The sequence below is a fragment of the Streptomyces sp. NPDC002868 genome (assembly GCF_055563295.1).
In genome coordinates this window covers 346533-359096 of the sequence record NZ_JBVHDR010000010.1, presented here as the reverse complement: position 1 = coordinate 359096, position 12564 = coordinate 346533, and the positions used below count along the sequence as shown (strand labels likewise).

12 protein-coding genes and 2 pseudogenes are annotated in these 12564 nt (G+C 67.3%); 9 read left to right on the top strand and 5 right to left on the bottom strand.

All coding sequences use genetic code 11. From position 1 onward, the window contains the following. Window positions 1-115 precede the first annotated feature (115 nt). From ACZ3H8_RS28540 to ACZ3H8_RS28520, 5 genes are all read left to right on the top strand, one after another. Window positions 116-463, top strand: a complete 348-nt coding sequence (locus ACZ3H8_RS28540; RefSeq protein WP_467406709.1) for a MerR family transcriptional regulator — start codon at window positions 116-118, stop codon at window positions 461-463. 454 nt (window positions 464-917) lie between these two features. After that, window positions 918-1121 (top strand): cold-shock protein, encoded by a 204-nt coding sequence (locus ACZ3H8_RS28535; protein WP_069775160.1) that lies wholly within the window; start codon window positions 918-920, stop codon window positions 1119-1121. Between the two features lie 364 nt (window positions 1122-1485). Further along, a complete protein-coding gene (locus ACZ3H8_RS28530) occupies window positions 1486-3033 on the top strand; it encodes a DEAD/DEAH box helicase (RefSeq protein ID WP_467406707.1) in 1548 nt (515 codons plus the stop codon). Window positions 3034-3091: 58 nt separating this feature from the next. Next, complete coding sequence (locus ACZ3H8_RS28525; RefSeq protein WP_467406704.1) at window positions 3092-3490, top strand: CBS domain-containing protein; 399 nt, start codon at window positions 3092-3094, stop codon at window positions 3488-3490. A 52-nt stretch (window positions 3491-3542) separates the two neighbouring features. Continuing rightward, window positions 3543-3851: an SCO5918 family protein gene (locus ACZ3H8_RS28520; RefSeq protein ID WP_467406702.1), complete on the top strand. Its 309-nt coding sequence runs from the start codon at window positions 3543-3545 to the stop codon at window positions 3849-3851. A 108-nt stretch (window positions 3852-3959) separates the two neighbouring features. Here the strand turns inward: ACZ3H8_RS28520 and ACZ3H8_RS28515 are convergent, their stop codons facing one another. Both ACZ3H8_RS28515 and ACZ3H8_RS28510 read right to left on the bottom strand, forming a co-directional pair. After that, a complete protein-coding gene (locus ACZ3H8_RS28515; RefSeq protein WP_467406700.1) occupies window positions 3960-5324 on the bottom strand; it encodes a DUF1996 domain-containing protein in 1365 nt (454 codons plus the stop codon). 446 nt (window positions 5325-5770) lie between these two features. Next, entirely contained in the window at window positions 5771-6277 is a 507-nt protein-coding gene (locus tag ACZ3H8_RS28510; protein ID WP_467406698.1) for a GNAT family N-acetyltransferase, read from the bottom strand. Window positions 6278-6483: 206 nt separating this feature from the next. On the opposite strand from ACZ3H8_RS28510, the pseudogene ACZ3H8_RS28505 reads away from it, so the two are divergent. Next, window positions 6484-6672, top strand: a pseudogene (locus tag ACZ3H8_RS28505) (amino acid ABC transporter ATP-binding protein); the annotation flags it as partial. A 78-nt stretch (window positions 6673-6750) separates the two neighbouring features. Then, window positions 6751-7674: a glutamate ABC transporter substrate-binding protein gene (locus ACZ3H8_RS28500; protein ID WP_467406695.1), complete on the top strand. Its 924-nt coding sequence runs from the start codon at window positions 6751-6753 to the stop codon at window positions 7672-7674. Window positions 7675-7777: 103 nt separating this feature from the next. On the opposite strand, the gene ACZ3H8_RS28495 is transcribed toward ACZ3H8_RS28500, so the two are convergent. Continuing rightward, on the bottom strand, window positions 7778-8764 hold the full coding sequence (locus ACZ3H8_RS28495; RefSeq protein ID WP_467406693.1) for an ArsR/SmtB family transcription factor: 987 nt from the start codon (window positions 8762-8764) through the stop codon (window positions 7778-7780). Between the two features lie 160 nt (window positions 8765-8924). On the opposite strand from ACZ3H8_RS28495, the gene ACZ3H8_RS28490 reads away from it, so the two are divergent. Further along, window positions 8925-10361 carry an alpha/beta hydrolase family protein gene (locus ACZ3H8_RS28490; RefSeq protein ID WP_467406691.1) on the top strand — a complete coding sequence of 479 codons (1437 nt, stop codon included), beginning with the start codon at window positions 8925-8927 and terminating at the stop codon, window positions 10359-10361. Window positions 10362-10451: 90 nt separating this feature from the next. Here ACZ3H8_RS28490 and ACZ3H8_RS28485 read toward each other — a convergent pair. Next, window positions 10452-10946, bottom strand: a pseudogene (locus tag ACZ3H8_RS28485) (Rossmann-fold NAD(P)-binding domain-containing protein); the annotation flags it as partial. 60 nt (window positions 10947-11006) lie between these two features. Here ACZ3H8_RS28485 and ACZ3H8_RS28480 point away from each other — a divergent pair. Continuing rightward, window positions 11007-11375: a dihydrofolate reductase family protein gene (locus ACZ3H8_RS28480; protein WP_467406688.1), complete on the top strand. Its 369-nt coding sequence runs from the start codon at window positions 11007-11009 to the stop codon at window positions 11373-11375. Window positions 11376-11593: 218 nt separating this feature from the next. Here the strand turns inward: ACZ3H8_RS28480 and ACZ3H8_RS28475 are convergent, their stop codons facing one another. After that, window positions 11594-12310, bottom strand: a complete 717-nt coding sequence (locus tag ACZ3H8_RS28475) for a FadR/GntR family transcriptional regulator (protein ID WP_467406686.1) — start codon at window positions 12308-12310, stop codon at window positions 11594-11596. Window positions 12311-12564 lie beyond the last annotated feature (254 nt).

Below are 12564 nucleotides of genomic sequence, written 5' to 3'. Positions count from 1 at the left end.
GGCAAAGTCGTAATAGGAATCCCCGCGAACCGCGGCGCTTTTTGGTGTTGATACCCCGCGGGGCCCCGGTGCGTACGCACCGGGGCCCCTCGACGCGTTCCAGGAAGAGGTGCAAATGCCCCCAGAGATCCCGCCGCACACCACCGATCGATTCGACGATGACGACTACCCCGCCTACACCATGGGTCGCGCCGCCGAAATGATCGGCGCCACGCCCGGCTTCCTCCGGGCGGTCGGCGAAGCCCGGCTGATCACCCCGCTGCGGTCCGAAGGCGGCCATCGCCGCTACTCCCGCTACCAACTGCGTATCGCCGCTCGCGCGCGCGAACTGGTCGACGGCGGCACGCCGATCGACGCAGCCTGCCGCATCGTCATTCTGGAAGACCAGCTCGAGGAAGCCCTGCGAATCAACGAGGAACTGCGCCGGCCCACGGCAGACTCGGGCGGAGCCGCCGGCTCCTGACTGACGCCCCGACTGACGCCCGGGCATCGGAGAAGCCTCGCCCCAAATCACGGCACACCCGGACAGGCCTGGCGTTCGCCGGCCTGGCGAAGAGGTCGCGCTCGCATACCCGACACCGCGTCGGCAGCGCAGTCCGTTTCGCTCGGATGACTCGGACGAGCTCCGCACACCCGAATATCTATTGCCGCAGGCATAGATATTCGAGCGATGCCCGATGAGGGTTTATAGTGCAGCGGGCGGAGTGATATTACTCGCCGCGCCCGTCCGCTTGCGCCGTGCTACCGTTGTTCTCAGTTGCAGTTGTGGTTCCCAGAGACTTCAAGTGCCCGTGCCGGCGTTTTTGCCGGAGCGTGCACTTCTGTATTTCCGGATTCTTTCCGGACGGGGCAATCATCGCGGCGACGCGGAGCTCGCACAGTGCGGGCACCGGGCACTGCCCCGAAGGAGATATGACATGGCTACTGGCACCGTCAAGTGGTTCAACGCGGAAAAGGGTTTCGGCTTCATCGAGCAGGACGGCGGCGGCGCTGACGTCTTCGCCCACTACTCGAACATCGCCGCCCAGGGCTTCCGCGAGCTGCAGGAGGGCCAGAAGGTGAACTTCGACGTCACGCAGGGCCAGAAGGGCCCGCAGGCCGAGAACATCGTTCCCGCCTGACGCTGACGCGCACGACGTAGCTGGGGCCCGCACCTTGGGGTGCGGGCCCCAGCTCGTTGCATTTCTCCGGGCCGGCCGGGCCGCAGCGACTTCACACACGGCGAGACGCAACATTTTTCCTCACCGTACGGCGGACGATTCGCTCACGACTCCTGCAGGACACAGGTCCGCCCGTTCCCCATGATTTTGCATCCCAGCCGCTGCGGTGCATGTCAGTCAATTTTACGTGTCCGCCCCCCGCCTTTTGCGTCGGCGGCGGCCGGACTTCGTCTTCGTTTTCACTTCGGCTCGTTCTTGCAATTCTCTATGCCGCTCACTGCTGCCGAGAATTCCTGGATGCGTGCCGCATCGAGGAAGGTTTTGCATGAACCGCGCAGCTCGCACGAACGACCGCTACTCCCGCACCCGCAAGGGCGGCACCGCCGGCTCCGGCAGAGGCGGCGGCTTCCGTTCGCAGTCACAGGGGCGCCAGGGCAATCCGGGCCGCTCGGGTACCTCCGGCCGCTCCGGCGGCTACGGACGCCGTCCCGCCGCACTGCAGGGGGAGTTCGCGCTCCCCGTCACCGTTACCCCGGCCCTGTCGGCCGTCGAGGCGTTCGCCGAACTGGATATGCCCGCGCCGCTGCTGGCGGCGCTCCGCACCGAGGGCGTGACCGTGCCGTTCCCGATCCAGGCTGCAACCCTGCCGAACACCCTGGCCGGCCGCGACGTTCTGGGCCGCGGCCGCACCGGCTCGGGCAAGACACTCGCCTTCGGCCTGGCCCTGCTGGCTCGAACCGAGGGCAAACGCGCCGAGCCCCGGCAGCCGCTGGCTCTGGTCCTGGTTCCCACCCGGGAGCTGGCGCAACAGGTCACCGACGCGCTCACCCCGTACGCCCGTTCGCTGAAGCTGCGGCTGGCGACGGTGGTCGGTGGGATGTCGATCGGCCGCCAGGCCGGCGCCCTGCGTGGTGGGGCCGAGGTCGTTGTCGCGACCCCGGGACGGCTCAAGGACCTCATCGAGCGCAAGGACTGCCGTCTGGACCGGGTGGACATCACCGTCTTGGACGAGGCGGACCAGATGGCGGACATGGGCTTCATGCCGCAGGTCACCGAGCTGCTGGACCAGGTCCGTCCCGGCGGTCAGCGGATGCTCTTCTCCGCCACCCTGGACCGCAACGTCGACCTCCTGGTCCGCCGGTACCTGAACGACCCCGTGGTCCACTCGGTGGACCCCTCGGCAGCCACGGTCACCACGATGGAGCACCACGTACTGCACGTCCACGGCGCCGACAAGTACGCCACCGCCACCGAGATCGCCGCCCGCGACGGGCGGGTGATCATGTTCCTGGACACCAAGCACGCCGTTGACCAGCTCACCAAGCACCTGCTGCACAGTGGTGTACGCGCCGCCGCGCTGCATGGCGGCAAGTCCCAGCCCCAACGCACCCGCACACTGGCCCAGTTCAAGACCGGCCACGTCACAGTGCTGGTCGCCACCAACGTCGCGGCCCGCGGCATCCACGTCGACAACCTCGACCTCGTCGTCAACGTCGACCCGCCCAGCGACCACAAGGACTACCTGCACCGAGGCGGGCGCACCGCCCGCGCCGGAGAGTCCGGCAGCGTCGTCACCCTGGTCCTGCCCAACCAGCGCCGCGACATGACGCGCCTGATGGCCGCCGCCGGCATCACCCCGCAGACCGCGCAGGTCCGCTCCGGCGAGGCCGAACTGAGCCGCATCACCGGCGCCCAGGCCCCCTCGGGTGTACCCGTCACCATTACCGCACCGGTTGTGGAGCGCCCCAAGCGCAGCACCTCCTCCACCGGTGGCCGACGCAGCCGCAGCGCCCAGGGCCGCCGCTCCCCCGCTTCGTCCCAAGGGCGGGCAGGCACCTCGCAGCGCCCGACCTCGTACACAAGCGCCGCATGAAATCGCAGCCCCGGCGGTCGCCGCGGTCCATTGATCCACCGAACACAGAAGGTGTCCATTGACGCTGATCCTCACGCAACCGCGGCAGACGGACCGGATCGGGCTGACCGCCGCCGACGCCATGACCTCACCGGGACCGCAGGTCGGCGATGACATGATCGTCGATGTGGCCCTGTCCGTCCTCATCGGCGCCGGCGTGGGGCACCTGATCGTCCGCGGTGAGGACGACCGCTGCGCCGGCCTGGTCTCCCGGGCCCAGCTCACCGCGTACCGCAGCGGCTCCTGGTACGCCGAGGACACGCGGTTGCGGGACATCGTCCACGACCGGGGGCCGTTCACCCTGTCCGAAACGTCGCTGGTCGAAGCGGATTACGCCATGCGGGCCCGAAAGCTTGGTGTCTCGCCTGTGGTCGACGAGGAGGGGTACATCCTCGGCGTCCTCACCCTCACACGCTGATCTCCCCGGGCCGGCATTCGTCCGCCCTTCCCTCCAACCCTGTTGAGGCACTATGCGCTGCGTCATCGCCCGCTTCCCCTTCGACCTGGTCAAGAGTGATGTTCAGCAATCGATGACGGGCATCAAGCCTGAACCCGTCACCGGTGACTCCGTGACCATCGGCCGCCGCATCTTCCCCGTCAAGCAGGTGGGCGAAGTGATCACCGGACAGGATCGCCGCGACTTCACCGCCGGCGAAGTGACCAGGGCGCTGACACGTCTCGGTTTCACCTGCCACACCGCCCCCACGGTCGTCCGCGCACCGGTCCTCACCCCGCTCGAGACGGCGTCAGCACAGCTCGGAACAGCAGCGCGCATGTGACCGGGACCGGCGACGACTCCTGACCTGGGCTGGCGGCCGGCTGTGCCGCCCGCCCGCACTGTGGTGGACCCGGCAGCGACGTAGCGTTCGCCGTGCCGGGTCCGGGCGTCAGCCGCACCTACGGCCGTTGTTGATGCAGCTCACTGCGTTCCTCATCAGCGACGAGGACATCACGTTGATGAAGTCGCCATGGTCCGTCACCGGCTTGTGCAACTGCTCAGGGAAGCTGTCGACGGCGAACACCGAGCCGGGCGAAATCTTGTACGTGATCCGCTGGACCAGCTGCGGGATGGCCCGGAATCCCTTGGGGCACGAGCCGTTGGCCTGGGCGAAGGCCACATGCGTGCGATGGTTCGCACTGTCGGTGTTCTGACCGTCCCAGCAGCTCTGGAACTTGAACGTACGCACCACATTGCTGCCCCGCGGGCACAGCGGGTACTTGTCCTTCAGCTGTCGGTTCTCGAAGCCGGTGCAGCTCCACGAGGCGTTGGCGTTGGCTGTTCCGTTGGTGAACGCCTTGGCGTCGCCAGTGATGATGCGCAGGAACGTGGGCATCGCCGTGACTTTGCCGACGGGGCTGCCGCGGAAGGTGAGTTGCACTGAAGCGGGCTGGAGAATGCGTCCGACGTTGCCGTCCTGTCCTCCGCCGGGGAGGTTTACGTCACCCTCGTTCTTTCCGTTGCGCAGTCGCAGGACCGGCCAGTAGTGGGTGGAGCGGTCTCCGTTGGTGCATGTCGTCTCGGCGGTGGCGAGGTCGTCATTGCTGGAGAAGGCGTCGGTCTCGAGATTGCCGACGTAGTCGTGCATGTGGTGGGCGCCGTTGCTGACGCCGGGTGCGACGATCACGTTGTCGGGGTTGAAGTGCTTGTTCTCGTTACGCCCGCAGCGCGACTTGAACGTGCCGCGGGAGGCATTGGGCTGTAGGCGGGGGTTGGCGACATTGGGCCGTACTTTGCGGATGTCCACGAAGTCCGACCTTCGGGGACCGGTCTGCGCCTGACCGCCTGCGGCCGGAGCGGAGGCACCGGGAGCAGGGGCGCTCGCAGCAGGGGCGCTCGCAGCGGGGGCGCCGGGAGCCGCAGCGTCGGACCCGGACGCGGAAGCGGGGGCCACGTCGTCCCGCTTGACCGTGCAGGACGCCAGCGAGTCCAGTCCCTCCGGGCTGGTCGAGACCCGGTCGATCTCGGCCGCGATACGGTCCAGTGTGCTGCGGCGCTGGGACGACAGCGGATCCAACACCCGCGTGCGCACCCAATTCTGGTCGGCTTTCGCGCCACCCGCGGCGAGTTGCCCATAGGCATCTGCGACCTGGGTATCCAGCTGCGCCAGTTCATTGTCCACAGTGGGCCGCGCCTCCTGCGGCACACTCGACAAACGGACTGCGACGTCAGGGCAGTTGATGGTCATCGGCGCCTGCGCCGCCGCCGGCTGGCGCGCGGATTCCCGGCTGGCCGAGGCGCTGTTGTCGGTCATCAGGAGAGCCCCGCCCCCCACGGCCATTGCTGCCACTCCCGCGACTGTCATGCCGATCCATCTGGACCGCTTGTGTCTCTGTCTGTAGCTCACAAGTCCGCCCCTCCTTGGTTGCCTTCGCACACCGGGGACTTCATGCCCTCGGCCGAGTCGGACCGTGCCCTCACCCGCTCGGGCGGAGGCACAGCACAACACCGACACATACGGAGACGAGGACTGTTCTGCTCAACAAGAACGGAAGGTCTTTGAAAGTCCGTGCGCCGGGCGGGCGCCGAAGGGCCCTGCTGCTGCTCGGGCACCATGGGGCAGGCCTTCAGCGGGGGCATCAGCGGGAGAGGCTACGCCGCCGGCGAGCAGACGGTCCAGCAAGTCGCCGGGCAGGTAGCGCTGTTCGGGGGTGCGGAGCGAAGCCCGGACGCTCACCCCGGCTCCACGAGCCGCCATCATCATGCGACAGGGGCCCGGAACAGCCCACTCAAGTCACGTTCGTAGCAGATCCCTGGGCGGCCGCCCAGCAGGGTCTCGCCGGTGGGTACGAATCCCGTACGGGCCAGCACGGCTCGCGAGCCGGCGTTGTCGAGCGTCGTCACGGCCCGCAGCGTGGTCAGACCGTACTCCGTAGCGGCCAGGGCGCATGTCTGGTGGACGGCGGTCGTGGCCAGGCCTTGACGGGCCGCCCTCTCGGCGATCCGGTACCCGAGCTCGGCAGAACCGTCCGCCACATCGATCAGGTTGACCCGCCCCAGCACCTCACCGCCGCTGCCCACCAGCACGTGGAAGAAGTGCAGCCCGGCGGCCTGCTCGGCGAGCAGGTCACGGTGCCGTGCGTCGAAATGGGTGAAGTAGTCGTCGCCACGGTCTGGAATCGACGCGGCGAAGTAGGCCCGGTTCTCCTGCTCGAACGCGAGCAGGGCCGGGGCGTGGTCGAGGCGAAGGCGCTGGAGTTCAGGCATGGGAGAACGCTACGCATCCTCGCACTCGGGCGAGTGTGGAGGGGGCAGCAAGTCGGCCGGCCCGCTCCGTGGATCGAGAGTAGGTGTGCCCGGTGGGCAGCCCAGGTCTATGCCGGATATGTCCGGCCGTAGCCGGACCGTGATGCTCAAGTTCTGCTCAGATGTAATGACGCCGAGAGGATCGACTCCTTACTGTCCTCCCTACGCAGCTCGCGCGCGACGCGACAACGACGATCGTCGTCACGCACGAGATGGGCTTTGCACGGTCCGCCGTGAAGCGGGTCGTGCTCGTGGCCGACGGCAAGATCGTCGAAGAGGCATCGCCGGATGAGTTCTGCAACAACCCACGCAGCGACCGGACCAAGGACTCACTGTCCAAGATCCTGCACCCTTGACGCGCGACGTCCTGCGGCGACGCCCTTGTCCCCAACCGTTGAGCCTGCCGCAGCTGTTGATACGAAGGATGTTTCACGATGAAGCCCTGCAAGTCCGCCGCACTCGCGACGATCGCCGTGCTTGCGGTCGCCCTCACGGCAACCGCCTGTGACAGCGAGTCCGGCAGTGCCGGTGACAGTCCCACCGGTAGCTCGGACAGCGGGGACCAGCCGACGCTGCCCACTTACACGGTCGCCAAGAACGTCAAGATCGACTCTCCGACCCTGAAGAAGGCCCAGAAGGCGGGCAAGCTCGTCATCGGCGCCAAGAACGACCAGCCGTTCCTCGGCTTCGAGGACGCGGGCGGCAAGCGGTCCGGCTTCGACATCGAGATCGCCAAGATGATCGCCGCCGACCTCGGGTTCTCGCCGGACAAGATCGAGTTCAAAACGGTCGACACCCGCAACCGCGAGGCCTCCATCTCCAACGGCGAGGTCGACCTGTACGTCGGCACGTACACGATCAACGACGAGCGCAAGAAGAAAGTGGGCTTCGCCGGCCCGTACTACACGGCGGGCGCCGACCTCCTGGTCCGCAAGAACGACGGGACGATCAGCGGTCCGTATTCCCTTCAGGGCAAGACGGTCTGCTCGGTCAAGGGCTCAACCGCGATCAAGGAGATCAAGAAGCCCGATTACAACACCACGACCGTCGAAACGTCCAAGTACAACGAGTGCGTTCAGAAATTGCTCAATGACGAGGTCGATGCCGTCACCACGGACGATGCCATCCTCATGGGCTACGCAGCCCAGCGCCCGGAGAAGCTGAAGGTCGTCGGGAGCCCGTTCACCGAGGAGCCCTACGGCATCGGCATGAACAAGGATGACAAGGCGCTGCGTGACGCGGTTTCGGACGCCATCGAGGCGCACGACAAGAGCGGCGATCACAAGAGGGCATACGACGCGACGCTTGGCCTTTCCGGCTCCAGATACGGCGGAGCGTCGATGGTCGAGCGCTACTGACTGCGCCGACACTGCCCATCGGCGCCTCGGCGGCGCGGCGCCCCTCCGAGGCGCGTCGCGCACGCGCAAGCCGTAGCCCCAGCGCGGCATTGGCCTCTGGACCTCAGCTGTTCGCGCTCCGCGTTCCACTGCGTCGCTGAACCAGCAAACCCCCCAGAGCAGTGCGCTGGTGCAGGACCGCCCGTCCGGCGCGGGCCGTGGTGATCAGGCCCGCGCCGCGCAGCGCGGCGGTGTGGGCGGAAACAGTGGCATTGCTGACGCGCAGCCGCCGGGCGAGCTCGCTGGTGGTGTGCTCCTCCGCGAGCAGGAGCAGTATGTCGACGCGGGTTCGCCCGAGCACCCCGGCCAGCGCGTCGTCCGTGCCGCCCGGACCGGTCGGCAGGAGCGGCAGGCCCGGACCGGCCGGGTAAGTCAGGACCAGGGGGCGATCGGGCAGGTGGGAGATGAGGGGATGGCCGGTCCAGTGGAAGGTGGGCAGTAGCACCACGCCGCGACCGCGCAGCTTGATGTCCCTGTCACTGGGCCCCTCGAACTCCCAGACGCCCTCGTGCAGCCGGGTGCCAGGGACAAGTGCGGAGAGTGCGGCGCCGATGCCGTGCTCAGCCACGGCCAGGGCGTGACGGGTGAACTCCGTCTGGTGCAGGTCCTGCACCAGGGGCCACACGGGGCGCAGTACCGTATCGAAGGCCGCATGCTGTGCGCGGCGGAGGAGTTGCCAGGCATCGGCATCACCGCTGTGCAGGTCGCGTATCCACAGCGGAGCCGGCGACGCGCGTTTGGCGTACACTCGCTCGATTTCGGAGCGGACCAGGTCCGGGCGCGAAGCTCGGACGGTGTCCAATCCGTCCTTCAGATTGTCGCTGACCACGTCGATGAAGTTGGGGGCCTCCCCCGTAGGGACCAGGTCCCTCAGCGGCCCGACGGTGACCGGCAAGGACTGGAGCAACCGTCGTCTCCAGCGACCGAAAAGCAACTCGTCGTCCGGGCGGCACATCCTCATGAGAGCCACGTTCAGTTCTTGCAACGGGGCCGGCCGGGACGCGAACCGGACCCGGGCCAAGTCGGCGGCCGTGAAATGGATCCGGATCACTACTCTCCCTGGCCGCGCTGCGCCATCGTTTCGGGCAGAGCCTAAATGATCGCCTGCGCTCCCCGCTGGGCGCCAGCATTCAGGTCATGCCCTCTTCATTCACTCAGGGGGCTGTCTGAAGGCGCTAAGGACTGAAGTCACAGAGTCACAAAGGGGAGCCATGTTTCGCAGTAAGTTCGGCGACGGTGAGCGTGCAGGCCGAGCGTGTGCGCTCGAGCGAGGCTTTGATGTCGTTCCCAGGGGTGAGGGTGCCGCCGCAGTAGACCGGCGGACCGTCACCAAGTCAGCTGTACTGGCCGCCGCGCTGCTGCTCTCGGGCGGCGGGGGCATCACCCAGGCACGCGCCGCGGACAACGTCACCGTGCGGTTGCCGGCGCCGACCGGCCCGTACCGGATCGGGGTCACCACGCTGTATCTGGTCGATCGCTCCAGGCGCGACCCGTGGGACAGCACCATCCCCGTCCGCGAAGTGATGGTCACGGTGTTCTATCCCGCCCGCACCGTCCGCGGCTACCCGGTCGCACGGCAGATGGCCAAGAAAGCCGCGGAGTCGTTCACGGCGCTCTGCCCCATGGCGCATCCGGAGTTGCCGCATGCGGGTGTGAACTGGGCAGTCACCACGACGCATTCGCACACGGGCGCGCCCGCACAGGCCGTACGGCGACCGGTGCTGCTGTACAGCCCGGGAGGCGGCGACCCGCGCACCATGGGCACCGGGATCGCCGAAGAACTGGCGAGCCACGGCTACGTGGTGGTGACCATCGACCACCCCGGGGATGCCACAGAGGTCGAGTTTCCCAGCAGGACGGCGTACAGGGACACGGTGCTTCGTGAGACCGTTTTGAGGGGAGATCCCCGGGCGGATCCGCAGCTCGCCCGCACCATGATCGGCACCCGGATCTCGGATACCCGGTTTGTACTGAACCAGCTGGAAGTGCTGGCAGCGGGGCGGAACCCGGACGCGGAGGGACGCGCGTTGCCGGAGAACCTCGGTCGTGCGCTGGATCTGCGGCGGGTGGGCATCTACGGCCACTCGGCCGGCGGCACCACCGCGGCCGAGACGATGTACGAGGATCACCGCATCGACGCGGCCGTCAACTTGGAGGGCTATCTGGACTTTCCGCCCGAGACGCCCGGCCAGGAAGGGAAGCTGTTCCCGATTGCCGAGCACGGGGCTAACCGGCCGTTGCTCCTGTTGGGAACCGATGGGTTCCCCGACAAGAAGGGGTTGGAGCGTTCCTGGTCGGCCATGCTCGCCCACTCGCAAGGGTGCACCCGCCGGCGGCAGCTCGACAACGCCGCGCACTGGGTGTTCACGGACTACGGCGCCATAGCGCCCCAGTTGCAAGCCGGCGGACTGATGACGGCGGACAACCGGATCAAGCTGGTCGGGGCGATCGACCCGGCCACATCAGTGCCGATGGTGCGCAATTACGTGCTCTCGTTCTTTGCCCGGCACCTGCCTCACACTGACCGGGCAGGAACGTTCCGATGTCGTGAATCCTCACCTGACCGTGACGTTCCGCAGGTCGCGCACAAACTTGGGCGCAGCTCGCGTCGGCCGCGCAGTGGGCTCAACGCGACTACGCAGCCTTGATGTCGAGCCATGGGCGGAACCACTCCAGGGTGTCGGCGACCGTGGTCTCCAGTGGGCGGGCGGTGGCGCCGAAGGCGTGCTGGAAGGCGGTGGGGCGGTGGGCAGGTGCCAGACCCGGCCGTCGGCCTCGGGATGCTCGCCGAGGGTGGCGAGGCCGGCGGCAACCTCGCGGATGTCGGTGTAGCTGTGCGGCAGGTCGATGTCGCCCAGGGCGAGTACCGGGCCTGCGGTGAGCGCGCCGGGGAAGACCGCGCCGCCGAGGGTGGAGTTGATCACGCCGGGGCCGGCGAAGTCCGCCGAGCGGCCCAGCACCACGCGGGCGCGGCCCGAGCGGTGGGCGGCAAGGTAGGCGGCGTCCAGCTCGGCGCGCATGCGGCCCTTGCGGGTGGTGGCATTCCAGGGGGTGTCTTCGGTCATCGGGATCCCGCCGGTAGGCCGGTACGGGTAAAGGGTGTCCAGGACGACGAGCCGAGCTCCGATCGCCTCGACCGCACCGAGCACGGCCCGCTGGATATGGGGCATCACCTCGACCTGCAGGTGGTAGCCCACGTTCACGCAGTGGTAGACGACGGCGCCGCCCTCGATGGGCTCCGTGCGATCTGGTCGGTGGAACCTCGATCCCTGACGACTTCGGTGACGACCGCGATGAGAAAAATCATCTTGAGTATGTCGGTGTCTCTTGATGGCTTCATCGAGGGACCGGAGCGGCAGATCGACTGGCACATGGTCGATGACGAGCTGCACAGCCACTTCAACGAGCAGCTCAGGACGATGGGCGCCTTCCTCAACGGACGGGTCACCTATGAGCTCATGGCCGAGTTCTGGCCGACCGCCGACACCGACCCGAACACCACCATCGTGCGGGACGTCGTCGTCGAGGAGATCATGGCGCTCAAGGCGAAGCCGGGCGGAGATCTGGCGCTCGGTGGTGCCGACCTCGCCGAGACCCGGACGTTCGGCAACGGGGTCGTCCTCCTCCACTACCAGCGCACCGAGGGTTCCTCGCCGAAATGACTGTCGCCAAGTGGCGCCTCGCACAGAGTCAGGGCCAAGACGTCGGCGACGGCGGCGAGTTTCGCTCATCTTGTGGCTCCGGGACACCACGACATGATCACGCGGTGTCGCGGCTACTCACCACGTCTGCAGCGTCCAGACCTCTTGGGAGAAACAGCTCGTGACGCGGGCCATCGCCGTTACTGATCACGCAGCTGCCGCAGCCGCATGCGTGGTCGTCACGACGACGTGTTCGGGCTGTCCCCCTCCGCAGACGGCAGAAAGGCGTGCAGCCATCTCTCCGTGTGAGCGACGTGGGTCGCCGCCGCGCTGGCAGCGGCGACAGGGTCCCGATTGGCGATCGCCGTGGCAATCGCCCGGTGTTCCTCATCGCTTGCACGCTTGATCTCAGCACTCTCGGGAAGCGTGAACACCTGGTAAGCGCGTGAGCGCGCGCGGAACACGCCGAGCAGGGACTCCAAAGTCGGGTTGCCTCCGATCCGCGCGATCGCCGTGTGGAAGCGGTGGTCGATCTCGGAGATCTTGGACGGGTCCTCCATCGCCTCCATCGCTTCCATCGCCTCGATGTGTCCGAAGATCGTCTTCAGCGCTTCGGGTGTCACACGAGCAGCCGCCTGAGCAGCGACGTGGGATTCCAGAACGCGCCGGAGCTCGTACACCTCGAGCAGCCCGCTCAGCGGCAGGAGGTCGACGGTCAACGAGAGGCTGCCGATGATGTCTTCCGGCCGCAGCTGGGAGACGTAGGTGCCCGAGCCGTGACGCGGCTCGACGATGCGCAGCGCCACGAGCATCCGCACCGCCTCGCGGAGGGGCCCCCGGGACACACCAAGCTCCTCGCACAGCTCGTTCTCGGGCGGAATACGCTCCCCCGCGCCGAGACGACCGGTGGCGATCATGTGCCTGAGGCCGTGAAATGCCTTGTCGACTGCGGACATCGCTTCCTCCCCGGATGGCCCGGCAGCATCGCCCGACCTCCGAACAGTCTACCGAGTCATCAGACAGTGCATCCGGATCAACAAGAAGTCATTAGATGACTTTGCGCCCGAGCGACGCCCGGACGGCTTCTCGACCCGATCAAGACTACAGACCAGCCGACAGTAGACGCACAGTCACACGCCAGCAGAGAACAACAACACAAGGTATCAGCGCCAATCATCCTTATTTTGCAAGGTAAAACTCAGCACTTGGT